Consider the following 25,932-nt stretch of genomic DNA (forward strand, 5'->3'; position numbering starts at 1 on the left):
GTCTGAAGTCACACACTTTTGCAGCCGTCAAAGAGAAACTCCATGAAATCCGTGTTAACCCTTTCCGCCAGCCTGCTTATGGGCCTTCTGCTGAGCAGCACCGCCGTAACTGGCTAGCGTGATGCCCAGCACAGGGAAAATAATTCATTTACCCTTCGTTAGATCATAGACAGTGCCCTCTCCCCTGATTATCATGCCGCGCCCCGAAGACAGCGATCGTTATTCGGGGAAACTATTTCACCATTCAATCAATGATGATTTTGAGGAATTATGGGCAACACTAAGTTGGCTAATCCGGCACCGCTGGGCCTGATGGGCTTTGGCATGACCACCATTCTGCTTAACCTGCACAACGCGGGTTTCTTCGCTCTGGACGTTATTATTCTGGCGATGGGCATTTTCTACGGCGGTATCGCGCAAATTTTTGCCGGACTGCTGGAATATAAAAAAGGCAACACCTTCGGTTTAACCGCCTTTACCTCCTACGGTTCGTTCTGGCTGACGCTGGTTGCGATCCTGCTGATGCCGAAAATGGGCCTGGCGGATGCAACCAATGGTCAGTTCCTGGGCGCTTACCTCGGTCTGTGGGGCGTGTTCACTCTGTTCATGTTCATCGGTACGCTGAAAGCGGCGCGCATGCTGCAGTTCGTGTTCCTGAGCCTGACAGTGCTGTTCGCCCTGCTGGCCGTGGGCAACATTGCGGGTAACGAAGCGATCATTCACGTTGCTGGCTGGGTAGGCTTAGTGTGTGGCGCAAGCGCCATTTACCTGGCGATGGGTGAAGTGCTGAACGAACAATTTGGCCGTACCATCCTGCCGATTGGTGAAGCGCACTAATCTGACGCTATCCCCCCTGACGGGGGGATATTCCTTACAAGCGCTGTAACTCTGCCTGTACGCTCGAATCGCGATGATAAAGATCCTGTCGCAGCCAAATCCCCAAACCTAGCCCTACCAGCGATAACGCCAGCACATACCAGGCCGGAGCCATTGGCGACACGCTCATTAACATCGTGACGGCGATTGGCGTCAGACCACCAAAAATGGCGTACGACACGTTGTAAGAAAAGGATATTCCGGTAAAGCGGACTTCCGCCGGAAACGCCCGCACCATCACATAAGGCACAGCCCCCACCACGCCAACGCATAACCCTACCAGCCCGTATAACAGGAACAAATGCTGGGGATGGCTGCCGGTCAGGTGATAGAAAAACCAGCTTGAACAGGCCAGCAGCAGGCTGCCGACAATAAAGGTTTTGCTGGCGCCGACCCGGTCGACAATAAACCCGGCCAGCAGACAACCGACGCACAGCATAATGGTAGCGACACTATTGGCTTGCAACGTTAGCGCCGGCGCAAAGCCATACTGCTTCTGCAACCAGACTGGTGACATCAGGATCACCACCACAATCCCGGCTGAAAGCAGCCAGGTCAGCAGCATTGAAATAACCACCGCTTTTTTATGTTTGCTCACCACTGACTTCACCGGTAGCTCTTGCGCCAACGCTTTACGTTGCTGCATTTCGAGAAATATGGGCGTCTCCTGCAGCCAGCGACGCAGGTACATCGCCACCAGCCCAAACACGCCCCCCAGCAGGAAAGGAATACGCCAGCCGTAATCATGCACCGCCTGCTGCGTCAGGCTGGTGTTCACCAGCGTCGCAACAACTGACCCCAGCAGAATTCCCACCGTCAGGCCGGCAGTCAGCGTTCCGCAGGCAATGCCGATGCGACGCTCCGGTACATGCTCCGCCACGAACACCCACGCGCCCGGAACTTCTCCGCCGATGGCAGCGCCTTGCAAAATACGCATCAACAGCAACAGCAGCGGCGCGAGGATCCCCATTGAGGCGTAGGTAGGCAACAGACCAATCGCCAGCGTCGGTATCGCCATCAGCAAAATGCTCAGGGTGAACATTTTCTTGCGCCCGACCAGATCGCCAAAGTGCGCCATGATGATGCCCCCCAGCGGACGCGCCAGATATCCGGCGGCAAAAATGCCGAAGGTTTGCACCTGACGTAGCCATTCAGGGATGTCTGCGGGGAAGAAGAGCTCGCCAACAACAGCGGCAAAGAAGACAAAGATAATGAAATCATAAAACTCAAGCGCACCACCAAGGGCAGCAAGCGTAAGGGTTTTATAATCCTGGCGATTCAGCGGTCGAGTGTGTTGTGACATAGCAAACCATGAGTCAGTGAAGTAATTGAATCTGTTTGTTGATATATGTAAAGCAAAAATTACTATATCGTAAACAATTCAATACTCCACTGTCATTGGCACTTATGTCACGATCGGGCTACTTTCAGGCTTTTGTATCGCGTATTGCGCTTTTAGGACGAAAAGATGCTACAACAGTCGGTGCGGTTTCCACATACGGCCCATCTAATAGCTGTATACAATACGGTACACTTGCAAAAATACCCGGCACGATAACCTTACCGTCGGCATCTTTCACGCCTTCCAGCGTCTCTTTGATCGATTTTGGCTGCCCAGGCAGATTCAGGATCAACGCCTGCTTGCGAATCACGCCAACCTGACGGGAAAGAATCGCCGTTGGCACAAAGTGCAGGCTTATCTGGCGCATCTGTTCACCAAAGCCCGGCATCTGACGGTCGGCTACGGCAAGCGTTGCATCAGGCGTTACGTCACGACGGGCCGGACCCGTTCCGCCGGTAGTCAGCACCAGATGACAACTCATTTCGTCTACCAGCTCGCATAAGGTCTGTTCGATGATCGCCTGTTCATCCGGGATCAATCGCGTTTGCAGCTCAAAAGGGGTGGTAAGGGCTGACGCCAGCCACTCTTCAAGGGCCGGGATACCTTTATCCTGGTAAACGCCGCTGGAAGCACGGTCAGAAATGGAAACCAGGCCAATGCGTAAAGTATTCATGATTATTCCGTTTAAACAGTCTCGTTAAACAGAATGATACACTGCGAAGGGAAGGACAGACAGGTTTCAGAAGAGGTAGCGTGACCCATATCAGGGCCACGCACTAATGATTACAGCAGATCGCCGATCATTTTTTCCAGTTTACCCTGGTCTACAGCAAACTTACGGATACCGTCCGCCAGTTTGTCTACAGCCATCGGATCCTGGTTATGCTGCCACAGGAACTCAGCTTCGGTGATGCGTGCAGGGCGCGCTTTCACTTCGCCGGAGAAAGACAGTTTACGTTCGATAGCACCTTCGCTTTCCGCCAGTTCTTTCAGCAGTGCCGGAGCAATCGTCAGACGATCGCAGCCTGCCAGCTCAATGATTTCGCCGATGTTACGGAAGCTCGCACCCATAACTACGGTTTCGTAACCGTGCTGTTTGTAGTACTCGTAGATTTCCGTTACGGAAACCACACCCGGATCTTCTGCCGGTGCATACTCTTTCTTGTCGGTATTGGCTTTGTACCAGTCAAGAATACGGCCAACGAACGGAGAAATCAGATATACGCCAGCTTCTGCACATGCACGTGCCTGCGCGAAGGAGAACAGCAGAGTCAGGTTACAGTTGATGCCTTCTTTTTCCAGCTGCTCAGCGGCACGGATGCCCTGCCAGGTTGAAGCCAGTTTAATCAGGATGCGATCGTTGCTGATGCCAGCATCGTTGTACATTTTGATCAGGCGTTTTGCTTTAGCGATGGACGCGTCGGTGTCGTAGGACAGACGAGCGTCAACTTCAGTGGAGATACGACCTGGGACCAGTTTCAGGATCTCCAGACCGATATTTACTGCCAGCTTGTCGGTCGCGTCGACGACCTGCTGCGCACGGTCGTTGCTCTGCTGCTTAGCCCAGGCTACAGCGTCATCAATCAGCTTGCGGTATTCCGGGATCTGCGCTGCGTTAAGAATGAGAGAAGGGTTAGTTGTGGCATCCTGAGGCTGATACAGCTTCATTGCCGCGATGTCTCCGGTGTCGGCCACTACTGTGGTGAACTGACGAAGGGAGGTCAATTTGTCCGTCATGATAGCGATTCTCTTTAAACAGCTTGTTAGGGGGATGTAACCGATCTTCCCTGATGATAGCACGACGCACTCTCAGCGCAACCGCCTGGATTGTCCGACCAGCCGCTCAGCCCTGATTACGCATCGCCAAGCCTGTGATGCGCAATTAAGGGATATAACGATTGTTATGATAAACTCCCGCAATCAATCACCCTATAAGGTATATACTGGTCGATTATTGGTAGCGCTTACATGGGAATATTCGCGCTTACCGGCATCAACAAGAGGGATGTTAATGCCTGATTTTTTCTCATTTATTAATGAAATACTCTGGGGATCGGTGATGATCTACCTCCTGCTTGGCGCAGGATGTTGGTTCACCTGGCGTACAGGGTTTATTCAGTTTCGCTATATTCGTCAGTTTGGCAAAAGTCTTAAAAACAGCATCAGCCCGCAGCCGGGCGGTTTAACTTCCTTTCAGGCTTTATGCACCAGTCTTGCCGCACGTATCGGTAGCGGAAATCTGGCGGGCGTGGCGTTGGCGATTGCCGCTGGCGGCGCGGGAGCCGTGTTCTGGATGTGGGTCTCGGCGATCATTGGTATGGCGACGTCATTTGCCGAGAGCTCTCTTGCCCAACTGTATAAAGAGCGCGACAGCAAGGGACAGTTTCGCGGCGGTCCTGCGTGGTATATGGAGCGTGGGCTGGGCATGCGCTGGATGGGCGTTCTTTTTGCCATCTTTTTACTCATTGCTTATGGTCTGATTTTTAACAGCGTTCAGGCTAATTCGGTCTCTCATGCGCTGACCTTTGCTTTTGATATCCCTCCCCTCTTTACCGGTATCGCACTGGCAATAGTGTCATTATTGGCAATCATTGGCGGCATTAAAGGCGTTGCCCGCCTGATGCAATGGTTCGTTCCGATGATGGCGCTGTTGTGGGTCGGTTGCAGCATCGTCATCTGTCTTTGGCATTTCGGGCAGCTCCCCGGCATTATCATGACCATTATAAAAAGTGCCTTTGGCTGGCAGGAAGCCGCAGCCGGTGCCGCCGGGTATACACTAAGCCAGGCCATTGCCAGCGGCTTTCAACGCGGTATGTTTTCTAATGAGGCCGGAATGGGATCAACTCCGAACGCGGCCGCGTCAGCAGCATCCTGGCCTCCGCATCCTGCGGCACAAGGCATTGTGCAAATGATCGGAGTATTAGTTGATACGCTGATTCTCTGTACGGCCAGCGCGATGATTGTTCTGTTGGCGGGTAATGACGCCAGCTATGTACCGATGGAAGGCATCCAGTTACTTCAGAAAGCGATGGTTTCAGTGACGGGAGAATGGGGTGCCGGATTCGTGGCGTTAATTGTGATTCTGTTTGCCTTTAGCTCTATCGTGGCCAACTACATCTATGCGGAAAACAACCTCGTTTTCCTGAAGCTGGACAATATCCGCGTCATCTGGCTATTACGGATCGCCACCGTTAGCACCGTTATCGGCGGAACGTTAGTCAGCGTTCCGCTGATCTGGCAGTTGGCGGACATCATTATGGCGTGTATGGCCATCACTAACCTGACGGCGATTCTGCTGCTTTCACCGGTTGTGCAGACTATCGCCTGCGACTATCTACGCCAACGCAAACTCGGGGTGCGCCCAGAATTCGATCCGCGCCGTTATCCTGATATCAGACAACAACTTGCGCCCGAAAGCTGGGATGAGACGCCGCGCGGATAGCGCGGCAATCGCAACCATCGATCAATTCTGTCGTTTTTTTTGCTAAAGTCGCAGTAAATTTCCTGCAAGGACTGGATATGCTGATTCTGATTTCACCTGCAAAAACGCTCGACTACCAAAGTCCGCTGGCAACGACACGTCATACATTGCCCGAACTGCTGGATCACTCTCAGCAGCTTATTCACGTGGCGCGCCAACTCTCTGCTCCGCAAATTGGCAAGCTGATGGGAATTAGCGACAAGCTGGCGGATCTGAACGCCACGCGTTTCCATGACTGGCAGCCTGATTTCACGCCGGAAAACGCGCGCCAGGCCATTCTGGCGTTTAAAGGCGACGTATATACCGGACTGCAGGCTGAAACCTTCAGCGAAGCGGATTTCGACTTCGCTCAGCAACACTTACGGATGTTGTCCGGGCTGTACGGCGTTTTGCGTCCGCTGGATTTGATGCAGCCTTACCGTCTGGAGATGGGTATTCGTCTGGCCAATGCGAAAGGTAAAGATCTCTACCAGTTCTGGGGAGATACCATCACCGATAAACTTAACGAAGCGCTGGAAGCGCAAGGCGACAGCGTAGTGATTAACCTCGCCTCGGATGAGTATTTTAAATCCGTGAAGCCGAAAAAGCTCAATGCGGAGCTTATCAAACCGGTCTTCCTCGACGAGAAGAACGGTAAGTTCAAAGTCATCAGCTTCTATGCAAAAAAAGCGCGCGGCCTGATGAGTCGCTACATTATTGAGAACCGCTTAACGCAGCCAGAACAGCTGACCGCCTTTAACAGCGAAGGCTATTTCTTTGATGAAGAAGCGTCAGGAAATGGCGAACTGGTGTTTAAGCGCCAGGAGCAGTAGTAAAAAGGCCGGATGGCGGCGAACGCCCCATCCGGCCGACAGGTTTTGTAGGCCCGCTAAGCAAAGCGCCAGCGGGCACAACCGTTAACCGCGGGTCATCATCAGCTTGCGCAATTCAGCAAAATCAGCAGGCAGGTGATGAGAAAGCAGCGGCAGGTCCGCGCGTTCCGCCAGCGCTTTTGGCAGAGCCAGCGTCAGGTCAAGAATCTCTTCAACGCTTTCTTTAAACTTGGCCGGATGCGCAGTGCCGAGGAACAGGCCGTACTCGCCAGGGTTCAGTTGGTCACGCAGCGCACGGTAAGCCACCGCCGCATGCGGTTCTGAGGTGTACCCCATCTCATGCAGCTCACGCATCGTGTCCTGAGTAGTGGCATCGTCAACAGCGGCATAACCCAGCTCATTCAGACGCCAGATTTTACGGCGGAACAGTTCTTCCACCCGCGGCCAGTTATTTGGCTGGCTGACATCCATCGCATTCGACAACGTCGCCTGAGTCGCTTTCGGCGCCCACTCACCTTGTGCAAGAAAGCGTGGAACCGTATCGTTGACGTTGGTCGCCGCGATAAAACGCTTCACCGGCAAGCCCAGTGATTTTGCCAGCAGCCCGGCAGTCAGATCGCCAAAGTTGCCGCTGGGAACGGAAATAACCAGCTGATTACGCGCCTCTTGCGGCAGTTGAGCCACGGCCTCAAAGTAGTAACAGATTTGCGCCAGCAGACGGCTAATGTTGATTGAGTTAGCCGAATTCAGCCCCAAAGCTACCTTCAGCTCTTCGTCATCAAACGCCTGTTTCACCAGCGCCTGACAGGCATCAAAATCGCCATCAATCGCCACGGTTTCAATATTGCCACCCAGTGTACAGAACAGTTTTTCCTGTAATGGGCTAATCTTGCCGTTCGGATAAAGGATCACCACGCGCACATTTTTCAGGCCATAAAAGGCATGTGCGACTGCCGCACCAGTGTCTCCAGAGGTCGCCGTCAGAATGGTGACCGGTTTGTCGCCGCTGATATGCGTCAGCATCTGCGCCATAAAGCGCCCGCCAAAGTCTTTAAATGCAAGCGTTGGGCCGTGGAACAGCTCCAGACAGCCGATATCCGTGGCAACCTGAGCAACCGGCGCCGGGAAGGCAAACGCCGCACGCACGCGCTGTTCCAGAATCTCCTGTGGGATTTCATCACCGATAAATGCGGAAAGGATCTTCGCGCTGCGGCTAACGAAATCCTGGTTCAACATCTCATCGACTTCTGACAGATTGAATTCCGGCAAATCGTGCGGAAAAAACAATCCCTGATTCTTGCCAAGCCCTTGCGTGACGGCCTGTGCAAAGCTGACCTGTTCGTTATGATCTTTCAGATTATACAGTTTCATTGATTATCCCAGTACCCGTGCGCCCGCCGTGTCCAACCGGCAAATATGAACAAAGCCTTCCTGATTTTGCAGATAATTTTTACCCAGCCAGTCTGCTACACGCTGCGCCGTATCCGGCTTGTCGCACAAAGCGAACAGCGTCGGCCCCGAACCGGAGATGCCGCTGGCCAGCGCCCCGATTTCCGCTACCGCCTGACGCGCCTGGCTAAAGCCTGGCAGCAGGCGGGTACGGTATGGCTCAGCAATGACATCTTTCATCAGCTTCGCGGCAAGCCCTGGCTGACGGGAATAGCAGGCATGGATAAACCCAGCCAGATGCCGCCCGTGGGCGATACAGTCCTGACGGCGATACTGCGCAGGTAAAATCGCCCGCGCTTCTGCCGTCGACACTTTAATCCCCGGATACGCGAGGACCCACAGCCACTCATCAAAGCCTGGCACCTGCTGGCTGATAATGCCGTTTTCTTCGATCATTAACTGCATACCGCCTAAAAAGCACGGGGCGACGTTATCGTAATGAATACTGCCGGAGATACGCCCTTCCAGCTCACCCATTATCGCCAACAGGCGCGTATCGTTGAGCGGTTTACCGCAATGCTCGTTCATGGCGACCAGCGCCGCTACAACGGAACAAGCGCTGGAGCCTAACCCGGAGCCAATCGGCATATTTTTTTCCAGCGTCATCGCCACCGGAACGCTTTTACCCAGCTCCTGACAGAATCGCTCCCAGCACTGGTAGACAATATTTTCTCGCGGCTCAGGCGGCAGCTTATTGGCAAAGCGACCAAGGTTGTTAAGGCTGAAATGGTCAGCCGCCTCAACGGATACCACATCGCCTAACAGCGAACCGTCCACCGGAGTTACCGCTGCTCCGAGCACATCAAACCCGACGCTCATATTGGCGCTGGAAGCCGGGGCATAAACTCTCACCATGTCAGACTCCTAACTTCCATGAAAGGGTGCGTAGCAGGTCGGCAAATACGCCCGCCGCCGTCACGTCGTTACCCGCGCCGTATCCGCGCAGAACCAACGGTAGCGGCTGATAATAGTGGCTGTAAAACGCCAACGCGTTTTCACCGTTTTTCACTTTGAACAGCGGATCGTTGCCGTCTACTGCTTCTATTTTTACGCGACAGACGCCATCCTCTTCAATATTGCCAACATAGCGTAATACTTTCCCCTCATCACGGGCTTTCGCCACACGCGCGGCAAAGGCGTCATCCAGCTGCGACAATTTAGCCATAAACGCGGAAACATCACCGGAATCATCAAACTCTTTTGGCAGGACCGGCTCAATAACAATGTCAGAAAGCTCCAGCTCACGACCGGTTTCACGGGCCAGGATCAACAGCTTACGCGCCACGTCCGTACCGGATAGATCGTCACGCGGATCGGGTTCGGTATAGCCCAGCTCACGCGCCATGGTGGTGGCCTCGGAGAAGCTCATGCCTTCATCCAGCTTGCCGAAAATAAACGACAGCGAACCAGAAAGAATGCCGGAGAAACGTTGCAGTTCATCGCCCGCGCTGAGCAGATTTTGCAGGTTCTCAATTACCGGCAAGCCCGCGCCTACGTTGGTGTCGTACAGGAATTTACGACGAGACTTCGCCGCAGCAAAACGCAGTTGATGGTAGTAATCCATCGACGACGTGTTGGCCTTTTTGTTCGGCGTAACCACATGGAAGCCTTCGCGCAGGAAATCCGCATACTGATCCGCAACCGCCTGACTTGACGTACAGTCGACAATCACCGGATTGAGCAGATGATATTCTTTCACCAGACGAATTAAGCGCCCCAGGTTGAAAGGCTCTTTCGCGCTTTCCAACTCCGACTGCCAGTTTTCCAGATTCAGACCATGGACGTTGGTCAGCAGGGCCTTCGAGTTCGCCACACCGCACACGCGCAGATCGATATGCTTCTTTTTAAGCCAGGTTTGCTGACGTTTAAGCTGCTCCAGCAGCGCACCGCCCACGCCGCCAACACCAATGACAAATACTTCAATCACCTGATCGGTGTTGAACAGCATCTGATGGGTCACACGCACGCCAGTGGTCGCGTCGTCGTTATTCACCACTACCGAAATGGAACGCTCAGACGAGCCCTGGGCGATTGCCACGATATTAATGTTCGCACGAGCCAGCGCGGCAAAAAATTTCGCCGAGATGCCACGCAACGTGCGCATACCATCGCCAACAACCGAGATGATCGCCAGACGTTCAGTCACCGCCAGCGGCTCCAGCAAGCCTTCTTTCAGTTCGAGATAGAATTCATCCTGCATGGCGCGTTGCGCACGCGCGCAGTCGCCCTGCGGGACGCAGAAGCTGATGCTGTATTCAGAAGAGGATTGGGTGATCAGCACCACCGAGATGCCTGCGCGCGACATCACGGCAAAAACACGCGCCGCCATCCCCACCATGCCTTTCATCCCAGGGCCGGAGACGCTAAACATCGCCATGTTATTGAGGTTAGAAATCCCTTTTACCGGCAAATCGTCATCATCACTGCTGGCACCGATAAGCGTGCCGGGCGCTTGTGGATTGCCGGTATTTTTAATCAGGCACGGGATCTGGAACTGGGCAATAGGGGTAATGGTGCGCGGGTGCAGCACTTTAGCGCCGAAGTAAGAAAGCTCCATCGCTTCCTGATAAGACATCGACTTCAGCAGTCGGGCGTCGGGTACCTGGCGCGGATCGCAGGTATATACGCCATCGACATCGGTCCAGATCTCACAACAATCGGCGCGCAAACAGGCGGCCAGTACGGCGGCAGAGTAGTCAGAGCCATTACGCCCCAGCACCACTAACTCTCCTTTCTCATTCCCGGCGGTAAATCCTGCCATCAGAACCATATGGTCCGCAGGAATACGGCTGGCGGCAATGCGGCGCGTAGATTCGGCAATATCAACGGTAGATTCGAGGTAATTGCCTACCGCCAGCAATTTCTCTACCGGGTCGATGACCGTCACGTTGTGCCCGCGCGCTTCCAGCAGGCCAGCCATGATGGCGATCGACATTTTTTCACCACGGCAAATAAGCGCAGCATTGATGCTGTCCGGGCACTGACCCAGCAGGCTGATACCGTGCAGGACGTGCTTAATCTGTGCAAACTCTTGTTCAACAAAGGCTTTGAGCGGAGCCTGCGGGAAACCCGGTTGCGCGGCGGCAAGACCCACCAACAGCTCAGAGAAAATGCGTTCGGCGTCGCTGATATTGGCTAAAGCATCCTGACCACCGATGGTCTTCTCAATCATCGCCACCAGATGGTTGGTAATTTTTGCGGGGGCAGAAAGAACGGTCGCGACCTGCCCCTGTCTGGCATTGCTTTCCAGAATATCGGCAACCCGCAGAAAGCGCTCTGCATTTGCCACTGATGTACCGCCGAACTTCAACACTCGCATGGTTTACCTCATTGCCTTTGGTCGAAAAAAAAGCCCGCACTGTTTAGGTGCGGGCTTTTTCTTGTGTTTCCTGTACGCGTCAGCCCGCACCGTTACCTGTGGTAATGGTGATGGTTGTGGTAATGGTGATGCTGATGCGTTTCATGATGTTGTGTGCTCTGTAATTATTTATTATCTGTCCTGTATTCTTTTAGGGTTAAAGTATCTGCTGACCTAAGTCAATAAATTTTTAAATTGGTCACATTCCGAAACTTGTTCACGAGCGACTGCTTGCCCTTTTAGTTTCGACCAATACAGTATGTTACCCCTACTTGAATCCAGAGCAAAACACCACAAAACAAATGCAGGTCGATATTTTATTTTGTGATGCTTTTTTCTATATCATGTAAAAAACGGTGCAACATTGCCGTATCTCGCTGCCCTAACAGACCCATTCGCTGTTGCAGCCAGTCCGTCAACTTGATGTCGTCAGAAACATTCAGCGTGGCTAATAAACGCAAAACGCGCGCGCGCAATGCCTGTAGCTGAAGCTCATCCGTCACCTCAATGTTTTTGACGGGTTGTTGTATTAAACCTGCTAATTGATAGCAATACACCATCACCGCCTGCCCCAAATTGAGTGAAGGATAGTCAGCCACCATAGGTACACCGGTGAGTACATCCGCCAGGGCCAATTCTTCGTTGGTCAGCCCTGAATCTTCACGACCAAAAACCAGCGCGGCGTGATCCATCCACGTTGATTTTTCCTGCAGCAGAGGAACCAGTTCGACCGGCGTAGCGTAGTAATGGAACTTCGCCCGACTACGCGCAGTGGTCGCGACGGTAAAATCTACGTCATGCAGCGCCTCCGCCAACGTTGAAAAAACGCTAATATTATCAATAATATCGCCAGAACCATGCGCGACCCATCGCGTGGCGGGTTCCAGGTGGGCTTCGCTGTCAACGATGCGTAATTGGGTGAACCCCATGGTCTTCATAGCGCGGGCAGCCGCACCAATATTTTCCGCTCTGGCGGGGGCAACCAGAATAATTGTTAAACGCATTTCGATACTCTTTTTGGCCAGTCTGCAAGGAAAAATGTGACGTGCTTCAACATATTACGCAGTGCGAATTTACATATTTTTAACAGAAATCACTGAAAAAGCATTTCGCATCCATTAAAAAATGCTAAACTATTTCCCGGGTGTACTATTGCTTTTTATGTTAACAAAAGTTGCATATCCCTCTGTTTATCCATGATAATTTAATTTAAAATGGATCGCACTGGTTGGATTCATTACATTTATTAATTTGCTCGTGCAACTAGTTGTAATATTGCAATTTTGTGATGAAAGCAAACATTTGGATACGTTGATTTCATCAAACTGTTAACGTGCTACAATTGAACTTGATATATGTCAACGAAGCGTAGTTTTATTGGGTGTCCGGCATGTCTTAGCCTGTTATGTTGCTGTTAAAATGGTTAGGATGACAGCCGTTTTTGACACTGTCGGGTCCAGAGGGAAACTACCCACGACCAAGCTAATGATGTTGTTGACGTTGATGGAAAGTGCATCAAGAACGCAATTACGTACTTTAGTCATGTTACGCCGATCATGTTAATTTACGGCATGCATCAGGCAGGTCAGGGACTTTTGTACTTCCTGTTTCGATTTAGTTGGCAATTTAGGTAGCAAACATGCAGACCCCGCACATTCTTATCGTTGAAGACGAGTTAGTAACACGCAACACGTTGAAAAGCATTTTCGAAGCAGAAGGCTATGATGTATTCGAAGCGACAGATGGCGCGGAAATGCATCAGATTCTCTCTGAATATGATATCAACCTTGTGATTATGGATATCAATCTGCCTGGGAAAAATGGCCTGCTGTTAGCGCGCGAACTTCGCGAACAAGCTAACGTTGCGCTGATGTTCCTGACGGGCCGTGATAACGAAGTCGATAAAATTCTCGGCCTCGAAATCGGCGCAGACGATTACATCACCAAGCCGTTTAACCCGCGCGAACTGACTATCCGTGCTCGTAACCTGCTGTCCCGTACCATGAACCTGGGTACTGTCAGCGAAGAACGCCGTAGCGTCGAAAGCTATAAGTTCAATGGCTGGGAGCTGGACATCAACAGCCGCTCTCTGATTGGTCCTGACGGTGAGCAGTATAAACTGCCACGCAGCGAATTCCGCGCCATGCTTCACTTCTGTGAGAATCCGGGCAAAATCCAGTCTCGCGCAGAACTGTTGAAAAAAATGACCGGTCGCGAACTGAAGCCGCATGACCGTACCGTTGACGTGACGATCCGCCGCATTCGTAAGCATTTCGAATCAACGCCGGATACGCCAGAAATCATCGCCACCATTCACGGTGAAGGCTACCGTTTCTGCGGCGACCTGCAGGATTAATTCAATCCTCACTGGTATAAAAACGGCGCTTTATGCGCCGTTTTTCATTTCCCTACTCCCCTATTTCCACAAGCGAAATTCGTCGCTCTGCGCAGGCTGAAGTTCTGGAAGTTCTGTAGATTTTGGCTTTGTTTTTGGCTGTGCCAGCGAGTGCCAGTCAAGATGACGCGTCAGGAACATGACCCCACAAAGCGCGAACAACAGCACGCCGGTTCCCAGCAGTAAAGAGCTATCCTGTGAACGTAGCAGCACCCACATCACACCATCCAGCCCCAGCAGCGCCACGGTGAACAAAATACTGTTCCGCCAGCCCTGCAATATCGCCTGCAGATACACACCGTTCATCAACGCCCCCACCAGACTTGCCGTTATCCACGCAGCCGTAAAACCGATGTGTTCTGACAGTGCCAGCAGCAGCAGATAAAACATTACCAGCGATAGCCCAACCAGCAGATACTGCATCGGGTGCAGGCGCAGATTGGTCATACTTTCAAGGACGAAGAAAGACATAAAGGTCAGCACAATCAGCAGGATGGCATACTTTGTCGCCCTGTCCGTTAACTGATACTGATCTGCAGGCGTGGCGACGGCGACGCTAAACGCTGGCATGCCCAGCCAACCAATCTTTTCGTCGTTAAAGCGCTCGCCGAGGTTGTTCGCAAACCAGCTGCTTTGCCACTGAGCCTTGAATCCTGATTCGCTAATTTCGCGCTTAGCCGGGAGAAAGTCCCCAAGAAAGTTGGGATGCGGCCAGTTGCTGGTTAAGGTCATTTCACTGTTACGCCCAACCGGAACGACGGAGAAATCGCCGGTTCCGCTCAAATTAAGCGACAACGCCATGCTCAGATTTTGCTCAGCCCAGCTCGCATCGGGTAGCGGAATGTGGATCCCCTGCGCACGTCCATCCAGCCCCGTCCCCGGCTCAACGGCCAGCGACGTTCCATTGACCTGCGGCGCTTTTACCACGCCAATCCCGCGCGCGTCCCCCACGCCAACCACAATAAACGGTTTGCCGATGCTGATATTAGGATGATTTAAATCACTCAACCGTTCAGCGTTAAACTCAGCCTTCACCGAAACATCATTGTGCCAGACCTGGCCCTCATAAATACCGATTTTACGTGCTTCAACGTTCTGATTCCCCTCAACTACCAACGACTCCGGCAGCCAGAAATGGATATAGCTCCGCTTACGCTGGATTTCTTTACCATCCTCCAGTGAGGTGTAAAGCTCCGTTAGCGGAATGGCTATCAACGGTCCTACCATCTTTTGCGGCCCGCTGGTGCTCTGTCGGATGGCATCTTCGACTTCATCGCGGTAATCCGATCGCTCCACGATGATCTGCCTGACCATCGTCAGCGGGATTAACAGCAGCAGTATTGCGCCACCTAAGGTGACTATTTTCCAAAACAGGGGTGATTTAAACATAGCGTTCTCCTTTGCAATATCAGCAAGGTAGAACAGCTATGTGCGGAGAATTTGAAGTTATGTGAAGTGACCGTGAAGCGTAAACGAGGCCTGTGCGCCGCCTTGTGGTCGGTTACACAATGTCACCGTCCCCTCGTGCAGTCGCGCAACCTCACTGACAAACGCCAGCCCTAAACCGCTGCTCTTATGCCCATTTTCACGGGGCAGCGAATAGAAACGCTCAAAAATACGCGGCAACGCGAAGTCGGGGATCCCGCTGCCGCTGTCGATTATCTGCAACGTGACCAGTTCATCCTGCTGATGCGCGCTCAGCGTAATCGTCCCGTCCTGTGGCGTGAAGTCGATAGCGTTGTCGAGCAAATTCCCCAATGCCTGCTCCAGTAACGCAGGATCGGCGGCGACGCTAAGCGATGAAGGCATAATGGTAAGCGTGATGTTTTTTGCCGCCAGTTGCACGCTACGCGCCTCTTTGAGCTGAGCAAACAGCGCATCTACCGCCACTGGCGTCAACGTAATGTCCTGTCGATTCTCCAGCCGCGCCTGGCGTAACAGGGTTTCGACCAGCGCCTGCATGCGCGCATTTTGCGTCAGGATATTATCGGTAAAGCGCGCAACCACGTTCGGCGGCGGACCTTCGCGCAAAATCTCAGCCGCGCCGCGAATGGCCGCCAGCGGGCTTTTCAGTTCATGCGTTAACGCATAAACATACTGCTCAATGTAGTTTTTGCCCTCCAGCTTCAGTCGCATACTTTCCAGCGCCTGCGCCAGTTTACGTAGCTCGCTGCTACCTAAATCAGGCAGTGGGACGGGGCGATTCTCGGTAACGGAGTCGGCATAGCGCGCCAGCCGGGCGATGGAGCGGTTTATCCACCATACCATCCCGATGCCAATCACTAAGGCAATGCCCAGCAATACGGCGCTGGCCCACAGCATCCGCCGTTCACTGCGTTTAATCACCGGCGCCATCGCCGCATTCGGTTTACCGACGCTAAGCACTCCGATAATACGTCCGCCGTCTACGATCGGCGCGGCCACGTACATCACTGAACTTTCCGGATCGTTCGGGTTTTGCGGCGTGCTGCGGGCGCCATATTGCCCACGCAGGGTTAACCACACGTCGTTCCAGCGAGAATAGTCCTGACCGACAGCCTGGTTTGCGGAATCAAACAACACTTTACCCTGCGCATCCGTCATGTAGACATGGTATTCATTACGGACTTTGTTAATGCCGCTGATATTGGCGCTGAATGGGCGGTTATGCAGTTGCGAAAATGCCTGCGCCAGCTTGCCGTTGGCGGGAGAGTCAGAGAGCAAGTCATCGCGCGCCAGCGCAGCCAGCAGCGTGGCGGTATCAATCAAAGTGCCTTCGGTTGCCCGGCGGACGCCTGGTTTAATTTCCTGCACAAAGATCGACAAAACGAACCAGGCGGCGACGGCAACAATCAGAAAATAGCCGAGCAACAAACGCATGCCAATGCGCATCAGACGCTCCTCAGGCTATATCCCATACCGCGATGCGTATTGATGGGGGAAAGCTCAGGGTTGATAGCCCGCAGCTTGGCGCGCAGCGTTTTAATGTGGGTATCGACCGTTCTGTCAAAGGTGTCCTGTGCATCGGCCCAGACTAAATCCATCAACTGCTGGCGTGAGTAAATGCGCCCCGGCGACAACAGCAGCGTTTTCAGCAACAGAAATTCATAGCGCGTCAGGTTTAACGGCTTGCCGAACCAGGTAATCTGCGCGGCCAGCTCATTAAGTTCAAAATCGCCGCAACGCGTCGTCGATGAAGGAGCAGAGAATTTCTGCACCCGCCGCAGCAGCGTACGCACGCGGGCGCACACCTCGCGCGGTGAGAAAGGCTTGGCAACATAGTCATCCGCGCCAATTTCCAGCCCCAGTAGGCGATCCACCTCATCGCTACGCGCGGTCAGAAACAGGATCGGCAACGCTGGATGCCGCTCCAGCAGGCGTCGACACAGTTCAAAACCGCTGATATCCGGTAGTCCGACATCCAGAATGATTGCATCAGGACAACGCTGGCGAGATTTCTCCAGCGCAGGTAACCCGCGCTCAAACGCTTCCACGCTAAAACCTTCCTGCTGCAGCATGTAGATGAGCGTATCGGCGATGCCCTGCTCATCCTCAACCAACCAGATCAACGGTTGTTGCATTTTGCTTCCTTGTTATTCCCGCCACGGCATGATGGGCACCGCGCTGATGGCATTTTTGGGCGATCCATCGACCACTTTATCTGAATAGGCCAGATAGGCCAGTGCATTACGTTTCGCGTCGTAAAAACGCACGACCTGTAAGGATTTAAACACCAACGAGGTACGTTTTTTAAATACCACTTCGCCCTGCGCTTTGCCGTTCTTGATTCTGTCGCTCAGTTCTACCGGCCCCACCTGCTGACAGGAAATGGCGGCATCGGAGGTATCTTCCGCCAGCCCCAGCCCACCTTTGATGCCGCCGGTCTTCGCCCGGCTCACGTAGCAGGTCACGTTGGTAACATCAGGATCGTCAAACGCTTCGACCACAATTTTATGATCCGGCCCAAACATTTTGAACACCGTATCGACAGATCCAATCTGCTCCGCATGGACAACCTGCGCCAACATCAGCAGAATTGAGGAAATGATTAAGCTCTTATATTTCATATTGTTACCATTTTTAAAAGTTACTCTGTGTAATTATTCGACATTCTAAGATAAAACGTATACAGATCACAGGATTACAATAATCACGCTTTCGAATGATCGAAAAAAGCATTTATGAGCAAAAAAAACACTGAATGCTAAAACAGCAAAAAATGCTATTATCCTCATACCTGACGTCAGGTACTCGTTGTTGAAAGGATGAGGATATTTTATGGATCAGGCTGGCATTATTCGCGACCTATTAATCTGGCTGGAAGGTCATCTGGATCAGCCTTTGTCGCTTGACAATGTGGCGGCAAAAGCAGGCTATTCCAAGTGGCACCTGCAGAGAATGTTTAAGGACGTGACGGGCCATGCTATTGGCGCCTATATCCGCGCCCGTCGTTTATCGAAATCCGCAGTGGCGCTGCGCCTGACTGCACGCCCAATTCTGGATATTGCGCTGCAATATCGCTTTGACTCTCAACAAACCTTTACCCGCGCGTTCAAGAAACAGTTTTCCCAGACGCCTGCGCTGTATCGCCGTTCGCCGGAATGGAGCGCGTTTGGTATTCGCCCGCCTATGCGACTGGGTGAATTTGCCATGCCTGCGCACGAGTTTGTCACGCTGGAAGATACGCAACTGCTTGGCACCACGCAAAGCTATTCCTGCTCGCTGGAGCAGATTTCAGATTTCCGTCATGAAATGCGAATTCAGTTCTGGCGCGACTTCCTTAGCCAGGCTCCTGCGATCCCACCGGTGCTGTACGGGCTGAACGAAACGCGTCCGAGCATTGAAAAAGATGACGAGCAGGAAGTGTTTTACACCACAGCACTGACGCCGGAACAGGCCAATGGTTATGTGCCGTCGGCACAGCCTATCCTGCTACAAGGCGGCGAGTATGTGATGTTTACCTATGAAGGGCTGGGGACCGGTGTACAGGAGTTTATCCTGACGGTTTACGGCACATGCATGCCAATGCTGAACCTGACGCGCCGTAAAGGGCAGGATATCGAGCGATACTACCCGGCAGAAGATGCCAAAGCGGGAGATCGCCCGATCAACCTGCGCTGCGAATTCCTGATTCCGATTCGCCGCTAGCGCTGCAGTTCGTCTAACGCAGGGGCGTCCAGATGTGAGATGTCCCCTGCCGTTTCAACTACCCATCCCGGCGCCAACCACAAACTTTCCTGGTAATCGACGCGAGAAATAGAACAGTTGCGCAGACGCAGGCGACGTTCAGCCCATGCCGGTAATCCCAGAATCGTACTCACCAGACAACCCAGTGCAATACCGTGACTGACCAGCAGCGGACGACTCCCCGGCGGCAGTTCCAGACAGGATGCCAGCGCCGCGTGGACGCGATCGCTCAGTTCCTGCATCGATTCCCCTTCAGGAATACGCCCCTCCACCGTACCGTTCACCAACTGGCGACGCCAGCCCTCTTCTTCCGACGTCAGCGTATCGATATGGCGTTGCTCCAGCACGCCCATATTCAGCTCGCGCAAACGTGCGTCATAGGTGATATCACAGCCACAGGCCTGGGCGATGATTTCTGCGGTGCGTCGTGTACGACCTAAATCGCTACTGATGACATGCGTAATACCAAACGTGCGGGCGCGTTCGCCCACCTGCATGGCTTGCTGTTCACCTTTGGCGGTCAGTGGGCTGTCTGACTGGCCTTGAATACGTCGCTCGGCGTTCCACTGCGTTTCGCCATGGCGAACAAGGTATACCTGTAACATGCTTTTTTTCCGTTATACTGCGATGCGATGAATTTTCAAACTGAGCTTAATTATGCACAAGGTTATCTCTGCGACCACCAATCCTGCCAAAATTCAGGCAATACTGCGGGCATTTGAAGAGATTTTCGGGGAAGGATCCTGCCATATTGAACCCGTCGCCGTCGAGAGTGGCGTGCCGGAACAACCTTTCGGAAACCAGGAAACGCGCACTGGCGCACGAAATCGCGTTGATAATGCGCGCCGTCTGCACCCGCAGGCTGATTTCTGGGTCGCTATTGAAGCGGGAATTGACGACGATGCGACCTTCAGTTGGGTAGTGATTGATAATGGCGTCCAGCGCAGCGAAGCCCGTTCAGCCACGCTGCCATTGCCAGCTGTCATTCTCGACAGAGTCCGTCAGGGCGAAGCGCTCGGTCCGGTGATGTCGGACTACACGGGTATTGATGAGATTGGCCGTAAAGAGGGCGCAATCGGCGTCTTTACCGCGGGCAAGCTGACGCGCTCAAGCGTATACCACCAGGCGGTGATTCTGGCGCTCAGCCCGTTTCATAACGCAGTGTATTTATAGCGTTGTGCCGGATGGCGGCTTCGCCTTATCCGGCACAACCGCGCCACATAATTAGGCCTGAAAACGAAGCGCCATCAGGCATTTTTTAGCAGCACTTGCTCCAGCCAATGACGCAGATCCACCGGTGCGGATTTGAGGCTGTTCGACCCCCGTGTAATGGTGGCGATCCCCGCCCCGAGCTCGTTTTTAAGCTCGCGCTGACTCATCTCGCCGCGCAGCAGCTCTTCAATGATACGCACGCGCGTGCCCAGCGCTTCGCGCTCATCCGGCGTTAACATCAAATTGAGCAGGGGCAGGTGTAAGTCTTGTTCATAGGCGTGTTTAAGCAGATCGACAAAACGTAACCACTCCTGGTGACGCTGTTCTGCCATCTCTGCCGAATAGGGTGATTGCTGAGTCATAAGTTATCGCCATCGTTGCGGGGGGAAGCGTGCTTGCCTCCCCCTTTTGTACTCTTTAACGAGTACGATAGCATAACACAACCGACACGATCAGTAACGACGTTGCCATTCTGCGTCGCTCATCAACTCCGGTTTGTCACCGAGGAAATAGCGATAGTACGCATCGTAAGCCAGCACGTTCTTCACGTAGCCACGCGTCTCAGAGAATGGAATGCTTTCGACAAACGCGACAGCATCGATACGACCCGCGCTATTGCCAAGCCAGGTGCGAACGCGCCCCGGTCCAGCGTTATAGGCCGCCGACGCAAAAATGCGGTTATTGCCGAATTGCTGATAGACATACTGTAAATAGCTGGTACCAATGTTGATGTTGGTATCAGGATCCAGTAGTTGGCTCGGGCTGCTGTAACCTGGAATCGTGAACATTTTCACCGTATGCGTCGCCGTGCCCGGCATAATCTGCATCAGCCCGCTGGCACCAACCGGCGATTTTACTTTCGGGTTCCAGGCGCTTTCCTGACGCGCTATCGCCATCGCATAGCTTGGCGGAATATCCTTGCCGCTGGTGTAGCGTGTAAACAGATCCTTGTAGGCCAGTGGGAAACGCTCTTCCAGATGATCCCACAGCTTACCGGCGATCGTCGCTTGTACGCTCAGATCCCACCAGTGATTGTTGAACGCGTAACGCGCCAGCTGAGCCTGCTCAGACTTCGTGCGACTGGTGACCAGATTCGCCCATTCACTGCGCGCGGTATTGTCCAGGTTCCAGTACATTAGCTCGCGCACACGTGCCATTTCCGGTCCCTGAGTCAGCGCAGAGTCAACGTTTGCCGGGGCTTTATCCACTTTCAGCTCGTACTCTTCACCCAGACGCTGTGCCGCCACCATCGGATAGAAACCGCGCTGCTGCATGAGCTGGTGCAGGATCTCTTTGGCTTCCGCCTCGCGCCCGCGCTCAAGCAGCAGATCCGCCTGCCAGTATCGCCACTCATCTTTCTCTTTTGCTTCCATTGGCAGACGCGCCAGCCAGGTATTCAGACCACGACGATCGCCGGTTCCCAGCGCCATGCGCACACGGCGCTCCACAAGCGAGGTGGAATTCGAGCGCATAATGGCGTCATCGCGCCATTTGGCCTGCTCATCGGTAACGTCATTACCCATCAGACGCCAGGCGACGATGTCGCGCAGCTCCTGGGTTTGCTCGTCATTCAGCTGTTGCGCCTGCGCCAGAGACGGGATCATCAGGCGGGCATTTTCCGCGTCCTGACGCGCCACGCTGGAAAAAGCCACCGCCGCCATCTGTCGGGTGAAATCCGTCGCGCCAGTGGTGCGTGCAAAGGTCATCACCGAATTCGGATCGTTGGCCAGCGCGATGATCGCCGAAGCGATAGTTTGGTATTGCGCGGGCATTTGTCCAGCCAACGCCGTGACCAGACCGGTATTCCCGGCTTTCATCGCCAGACGAATACGCTCCAGATACGCCAGCGGATCCTGAGTTCCTGAGGCGCGCCATACGCCGAATAATTTGTCACAGGCGTTGGGCTGGCTTTTCCCGCTCAACCACAGTTCTTTCGCGCCCTGCCAGGCCTCTTCGGTTTGCCCGGTGCTCCATTTCGCAAAGTAATAGTTGCATTGCGCTTCCGTGGTACCCGGTTTTTCTGGGCTGAACGCCAGTAGTCCACGCCAGTCCTCCCGTCGCGCCAGTTCATTCACGAAACGTGATTGCAGAGTACGCGCGGGGGGCAGCGTCGGGTTGGCGCGCACAAAATTGGTAACGGTAATGGTAGGCTGATTCATCAGATCGTCAGTAATCTGACGATATTCCAGATAAGGATACAGAGGATAATTCTTCAGGCCGGGCATCATCTGCTCTACGACATCCATCTGTCGGTTATCCCAGGCCTGTTTAATTTGCGCATAGCGACTGCGCTGCTCATCCAGGGAATCGGCTCGCGCCACTTGACTGACCGTCAGCAGACATACGCTGGCCGCCAGCAGGCGCCAGGTAAATTGATTGGCTTTGTCCACAAGCTCTTCCTCTTCTCATGTTACGTCTGTGCAGCATCATGCCGCTTAATTAGTTCATGCTAACCAGACATTGCAGAATGCGCCACGTCACGGACACTTTTTTACTTTTGTTGCGAGTGAGATCTGCTGGCTGGGATTGGGCAATGAAAAAGGCTACACTTCGCCTTTGATAACTATTTACCAATAATTAGCCCTAAATAATTCAAGTTGCAGCAAGGCGGCGAGGGAGTAAATCCCCTGAGCGTACAAAAGTGCGTGACTGGGGGGAACGACAAATCTGTCAGGAACAGATTTGAACGCTGCGGAGCAGCGGCCCGCAAGGGCGAGGCTCATGAATGAGCCGAGTAACTCACAGCCAACGTATCTGCAGCTTGAAGTATGACGGGATAAATAAAGAGGCGAGTCCAACGTGGCCCAATTTGTTTATACCATGCATCGTGTCGGCAAAGTCGTTCCGCCGAAACGTCATATTCTTAAAAACATCTCACTGAGCTTCTTCCCTGGCGCCAAAATCGGTGTACTTGGTCTGAACGGCGCGGGTAAATCGACCCTGCTGCGCATTATGGCCGGCATTGATACCGATATCGAAGGTGAAGCTCGCCCACAGCCTGGCATTAAAATCGGTTACCTGCCGCAGGAACCAAAACTGAACCCGGAACATACTGTTCGTGAATCCGTGGAAGAAGCGGTTGCCGAAGTGGTTAACGCGCTGAAAGGTCTGGATGAAGTGTACGCAAAGTACGCCGAGCCGGACGCCGACTTCGATAAACTCGCTGCGCAACAGGGCAAGTTTGAAGAGATCATTCAGGCGCACGACGGTCATAACCTGAACGTGCAGCTTGAGCGTGCCGCTGACGCCCTGCGTCTGCCGGACTGGGACGCTAAAATTGAGAATCTCTCCGGTGGTGAACGCCGCCGCGTCGCGCTGTGCCGCCTGCTGCTGGAAAAACCAGACATGCTGCTGCTCGACGAACCGACTAACCACCTGGACGCCGAATCCGTTGCGTGGCTGGAACGCTTCCTGCACGACTTCGAAGGCACCGTGGTGGCGATTACCCACGACCGTTACTTCCTCGACAACGTTGCGGGCTGGATTCTGGAGCTTGACCGCGGCGAAGGTATTCCATGGGAAGGCAACTACTCCTCCTGGCTGGAGCAGAAAGATCAGCGTCTGGCGCAGGAAGCGTCTCAGGAAGCGGCTCGCCGTAAATCCATTGAGAAAGAGCTGGAGTGGGTGCGTCAGGGCGCTAAAGGCCGTCAGTCTAAGGGTAAAGCCCGTCTGGCACGCTTTGAAGAGCTGAACAACACCGAATACCAGAAGCGTAACGAAACCAACGAACTGTTTATCCCACCTGGAGCACGTCTGGGTGATAAAGTCGTTGAAGTCACCAATCTGCGTAAATCCTACGGCGATCGCGTTCTGATTGACGACCTGAGCTTCTCCGTACCGAAAGGCGCCATCGTCGGCATCATCGGTCCGAACGGCGCGGGTAAATCTACCCTGTTCCGTATGATGTCCGGTCAGGAACAGCCAGACAGCGGCACCATCACGCTGGGTGAAACCGTCAAGCTGGCTTCCGTTGACCAGTTCCGTGACGCCATGGACAACAGCAAAACCGTGTGGGAAGAAGTTTCCGGCGGGCTGGATATCATGAAGATCGGCAACACCGAGATGCCAAGCCGCGCCTACGTAGGCCGCTTCAACTTTAAAGGTGTTGATCAGGGTAAACGCGTAGGCGAACTCTCCGGCGGTGAGCGCGGTCGTCTGCACCTGGCGAAGCTGCTGCAGGTTGGCGGCAACATGCTGCTGCTTGATGAACCAACCAACGACCTGGATATCGAAACCCTGCGCGCGCTGGAAAACGCCCTGCTGGAGTTCCCGGGCTGCGCGATGGTCATCTCGCACGACCGTTGGTTCCTCGACCGTATCGCGACCCACATCCTGGATTACCAGGATGAAGGTAAGGTTGAGTTCTTCGAAGGTAACTTTACCGAATACGAAGAGTACAAGAAACGCACGCTGGGCGCAGATGCGCTGGAGCCGAAGCGTATTAAGTACAAGCGTATTTCTAAGTAATTACCGTTAAGCGCCGGGTGGCGGCGTTACGCCTCATCCGGCCTACGAGGTTAGTGCGACTTGTAGGCCGGATAAGCGCAACGCCATCCGGCATTTACGCTATCTCTGCTCGCCCATCAACTCTTTCACCAACTCCACGCAGCGCAGAAATCGACCGTCATAGTCGGGTTCCTGAACGTGCACAAAATTGATATTGTTTTCCTGCAGCATCTCGACCAGCAGCGACTGAAACGCTTTTCTGTCAACCGAACTGCCGAGACTGCGTAAGCCATCCGCCACCCATGGAGTATTGTTCTCCAGCAGGATCACCAGGTCAAAGCGATACTCGTCAATCAGGGCCTGCACAAACGGGTGTTCACGCCCTTCATACTTTTTGCAGAAGGCCTGAGTGGTAACGAAATCGGTGTCGATAAACGCCACTTTATTGGCATACTTGACAGCAAAATCAATGTATTGGGCTTGTCCAAGGGCGATTTTATCGTAGTCGGAATACTGCAACGCCATCTCATCACCGCCCAAATGGGAGAAGACGTAATCACGCCCATATTCCCACGCACTGGTAGTGTTAAAGATATTGGCGAGCTTGTTTACCAGCGTCGATTTTCCGCTCGACTCTCCGCCGAGGATCGCCACAGTGCGCACGAAAAACGGCTTCACTTCTGTAGGAATATACTCCCAGTAGCGAAACGGGTTCTCACGGATTTGCCCGCCGCTGATGTTCATAAACGTTCGTTTGGGATCCACCAGCACGGTTTCGATCCCCAGATGTTCCAGATACTGCGGGGCATCTGACTCTTCAGAGGTGTAAATCCAGTTAGGCTGGATCCCTTTCTCCTGCATAAACGTTTTGATCCCGTTGCTCCACACATCCCAACCGTGTGGATACGGCTCCATACCCTCTTCGTTGAAGGCATGAATACGGATATTTTTCTGATACTTAAAGGTTTGCAGCAGCCAGCGTAGACGATCGGGCACCGTGGGCTGTTGCGACATAGCGCTGTCTTCAAACAGGCTGCGATCGCGCGTGTCGTCATACCCCATGATGATATGCAGTTCATCGACCTGACTACACGCGCGCTGGATAAGATAGATATGGCCGGTATGCAGCGGATAAAACTTACCGAATACCACACCGATATTCTTCTGCTGGCGCGGAAACTCCAGCCCGAGAAACCGGTGCAACGCCTCCAGCTTTTGCGCGCTGGGACTTTTAATTTTGGCATTCAGCAGTTGACTTAAATATCCCTTGGTCATGCCACTGGCATCTGCCACCTGTTGCAGGGTACAGCCCTTTTGCTTAATGGCAGTTTTCAGATAATCAAATGACACAAGAGCCTCCTGCTGTAAAAATAAACGTAATACCCAATACCGCCG

General features: G+C 53.3%; 24 protein-coding genes and 1 other annotated feature. Of the genes, 7 read left to right on the forward strand and 17 right to left on the reverse strand.

Features of this window, described 5'->3' with window-relative positions:
* The first annotated feature begins 270 nt into the window (after positions 1-270).
* Positions 271-837 carry an acetate uptake transporter gene (gene satP / locus O6D90_RS19870; protein ID WP_016155650.1) on the forward strand — a complete coding sequence of 189 codons (567 nt, stop codon included), beginning with the start codon at positions 271-273 and terminating at the stop codon, positions 835-837.
* Between the two features lie 34 nt (positions 838-871).
* On the opposite strand, the gene O6D90_RS19875 is transcribed toward satP, so the two are convergent.
* The 3 genes from O6D90_RS19875 to tal all read right to left on the reverse strand — a co-directional run bounded on the left by O6D90_RS19875 (position 872) and on the right by tal (position 3,955).
* Positions 872-2,179, reverse strand: a complete 1,308-nt coding sequence (locus O6D90_RS19875) for an MFS transporter (protein WP_016151633.1) — start codon at positions 2,177-2,179, stop codon at positions 872-874.
* Between the two features lie 124 nt (positions 2,180-2,303).
* Positions 2,304-2,891, reverse strand: coding sequence for a molybdopterin adenylyltransferase (gene mog / locus O6D90_RS19880; protein ID WP_016155649.1), 588 nt, complete (start codon positions 2,889-2,891; stop codon positions 2,304-2,306).
* Positions 2,892-3,001: 110 nt separating this feature from the next.
* Positions 3,002-3,955, reverse strand: coding sequence for a transaldolase (gene tal, locus O6D90_RS19885; protein ID WP_016151631.1), 954 nt, complete (start codon positions 3,953-3,955; stop codon positions 3,002-3,004).
* 274 nt (positions 3,956-4,229) lie between these two features.
* On the opposite strand from tal, the gene O6D90_RS19890 reads away from it, so the two are divergent.
* Positions 4,230-5,660, forward strand: coding sequence for an alanine/glycine:cation symporter family protein (locus tag O6D90_RS19890; RefSeq protein WP_016155648.1), 1,431 nt, complete (start codon positions 4,230-4,232; stop codon positions 5,658-5,660).
* Positions 5,661-5,737: 77 nt separating this feature from the next.
* Positions 5,738-6,511, forward strand: a complete 774-nt coding sequence (yaaA, locus tag O6D90_RS19895; protein ID WP_016155647.1) for a peroxide stress protein YaaA — start codon at positions 5,738-5,740, stop codon at positions 6,509-6,511.
* Positions 6,512-6,595: 84 nt separating this feature from the next.
* Here yaaA and thrC read toward each other — a convergent pair whose 3' ends face one another.
* The 6 genes from thrC to yjjY all read right to left on the reverse strand — a co-directional run bounded on the left by thrC (position 6,596) and on the right by yjjY (position 12,862).
* On the reverse strand, positions 6,596-7,882 hold the full coding sequence (gene thrC / locus O6D90_RS19900; RefSeq protein ID WP_016155646.1) for a threonine synthase: 1,287 nt from the start codon (positions 7,880-7,882) through the stop codon (positions 6,596-6,598).
* A 3-nt stretch (positions 7,883-7,885) separates the two neighbouring features.
* Positions 7,886-8,815 (reverse strand): homoserine kinase, encoded by a 930-nt coding sequence (thrB, locus tag O6D90_RS19905; RefSeq protein WP_016155645.1) that lies wholly within the window; start codon positions 8,813-8,815, stop codon positions 7,886-7,888.
* Position 8,816: 1 nt separating this feature from the next.
* Complete coding sequence (gene thrA, locus O6D90_RS19910; RefSeq protein ID WP_016155644.1) at positions 8,817-11,279, reverse strand: bifunctional aspartate kinase/homoserine dehydrogenase I; 2,463 nt, start codon at positions 11,277-11,279, stop codon at positions 8,817-8,819.
* A gap of 23 nt (positions 11,280-11,302) precedes the next feature.
* Positions 11,303-11,429, reverse strand: a sequence feature (Thr leader region).
* A complete protein-coding gene (gene thrL / locus O6D90_RS19915; protein WP_032337689.1) occupies positions 11,359-11,424 on the reverse strand; it encodes a thr operon leader peptide in 66 nt (21 codons plus the stop codon). (Overlaps the previous feature by 66 nt.)
* A gap of 206 nt (positions 11,430-11,635) precedes the next feature.
* Complete coding sequence (locus O6D90_RS19920; protein ID WP_016155643.1) at positions 11,636-12,322, reverse strand: tRNA/rRNA methyltransferase; 687 nt, start codon at positions 12,320-12,322, stop codon at positions 11,636-11,638.
* A gap of 399 nt (positions 12,323-12,721) precedes the next feature.
* Entirely contained in the window at positions 12,722-12,862 is a 141-nt protein-coding gene (gene yjjY, locus O6D90_RS19925; RefSeq protein ID WP_042998021.1) for a protein YjjY, read from the reverse strand.
* A gap of 95 nt (positions 12,863-12,957) precedes the next feature.
* Here yjjY and arcA point away from each other — a divergent pair, with 95 nt between their 5' ends.
* Positions 12,958-13,674 (forward strand): two-component system response regulator ArcA, encoded by a 717-nt coding sequence (arcA, locus tag O6D90_RS19930; protein ID WP_001194359.1) that lies wholly within the window; start codon positions 12,958-12,960, stop codon positions 13,672-13,674.
* A 60-nt stretch (positions 13,675-13,734) separates the two neighbouring features.
* On the opposite strand, the gene creD is transcribed toward arcA, so the two are convergent.
* Genes creD through creA form a run of 4 tightly spaced genes read right to left on the reverse strand, consistent with a single transcriptional unit; the run spans position 13,735 to position 17,759 of the window.
* Positions 13,735-15,102: a cell envelope integrity protein CreD gene (creD, locus tag O6D90_RS19935; RefSeq protein ID WP_016155642.1), complete on the reverse strand. Its 1,368-nt coding sequence runs from the start codon at positions 15,100-15,102 to the stop codon at positions 13,735-13,737.
* 57 nt (positions 15,103-15,159) lie between these two features.
* Positions 15,160-16,584: a two-component system sensor histidine kinase CreC gene (creC, locus tag O6D90_RS19940; RefSeq protein WP_016155641.1), complete on the reverse strand. Its 1,425-nt coding sequence runs from the start codon at positions 16,582-16,584 to the stop codon at positions 15,160-15,162.
* Positions 16,584-17,273 carry a two-component system response regulator CreB gene (creB, locus tag O6D90_RS19945; RefSeq protein ID WP_016151622.1) on the reverse strand — a complete coding sequence of 230 codons (690 nt, stop codon included), beginning with the start codon at positions 17,271-17,273 and terminating at the stop codon, positions 16,584-16,586. The genes creC and creB overlap by 1 nt, the downstream gene beginning before the upstream one ends.
* 12 nt (positions 17,274-17,285) lie before the next feature.
* Complete coding sequence (gene creA, locus O6D90_RS19950; RefSeq protein WP_016155640.1) at positions 17,286-17,759, reverse strand: protein CreA; 474 nt, start codon at positions 17,757-17,759, stop codon at positions 17,286-17,288.
* A gap of 211 nt (positions 17,760-17,970) precedes the next feature.
* On the opposite strand from creA, the gene robA reads away from it, so the two are divergent.
* Positions 17,971-18,840, forward strand: coding sequence for an MDR efflux pump AcrAB transcriptional activator RobA (gene robA / locus O6D90_RS19955; protein ID WP_003837295.1), 870 nt, complete (start codon positions 17,971-17,973; stop codon positions 18,838-18,840).
* On the opposite strand, the gene gpmB is transcribed toward robA, so the two are convergent.
* On the reverse strand, positions 18,837-19,484 hold the full coding sequence (gene gpmB, locus O6D90_RS19960) for a 2,3-diphosphoglycerate-dependent phosphoglycerate mutase GpmB (protein ID WP_016155639.1): 648 nt from the start codon (positions 19,482-19,484) through the stop codon (positions 18,837-18,839). The two genes, robA and gpmB, sit on opposite strands and share 4 nt — an antisense overlap.
* Before the next feature lie 52 nt (positions 19,485-19,536).
* On the opposite strand from gpmB, the gene yjjX reads away from it, so the two are divergent.
* Positions 19,537-20,052, forward strand: a complete 516-nt coding sequence (gene yjjX / locus O6D90_RS19965; protein WP_016155638.1) for an inosine/xanthosine triphosphatase — start codon at positions 19,537-19,539, stop codon at positions 20,050-20,052.
* A 74-nt stretch (positions 20,053-20,126) separates the two neighbouring features.
* Here the strand turns inward: yjjX and trpR are convergent, their stop codons facing one another.
* Complete coding sequence (trpR, locus tag O6D90_RS19970; protein WP_019078321.1) at positions 20,127-20,453, reverse strand: trp operon repressor; 327 nt, start codon at positions 20,451-20,453, stop codon at positions 20,127-20,129.
* Between the two features lie 90 nt (positions 20,454-20,543).
* Positions 20,544-22,481: a murein transglycosylase gene (gene sltY, locus O6D90_RS19975; protein WP_016155637.1), complete on the reverse strand. Its 1,938-nt coding sequence runs from the start codon at positions 22,479-22,481 to the stop codon at positions 20,544-20,546.
* A 409-nt stretch (positions 22,482-22,890) separates the two neighbouring features.
* Here sltY and ettA point away from each other — a divergent pair, with 409 nt between their 5' ends.
* A complete protein-coding gene (gene ettA, locus O6D90_RS19980) occupies positions 22,891-24,558 on the forward strand; it encodes an energy-dependent translational throttle protein EttA (RefSeq protein ID WP_003019019.1) in 1,668 nt (555 codons plus the stop codon).
* 99 nt (positions 24,559-24,657) lie between these two features.
* On the opposite strand, the gene nadR is transcribed toward ettA, so the two are convergent.
* A complete protein-coding gene (gene nadR, locus O6D90_RS19985; RefSeq protein WP_016151614.1) occupies positions 24,658-25,887 on the reverse strand; it encodes a multifunctional transcriptional regulator/nicotinamide-nucleotide adenylyltransferase/ribosylnicotinamide kinase NadR in 1,230 nt (409 codons plus the stop codon).
* Positions 25,888-25,932 lie beyond the last annotated feature (45 nt).

The organism is Citrobacter sp. 21OH12SH02A-Citro, from assembly GCF_027919895.1.
GTDB classification, from domain to species: Bacteria; Pseudomonadota; Gammaproteobacteria; order Enterobacterales; family Enterobacteriaceae; genus Citrobacter; species Citrobacter braakii.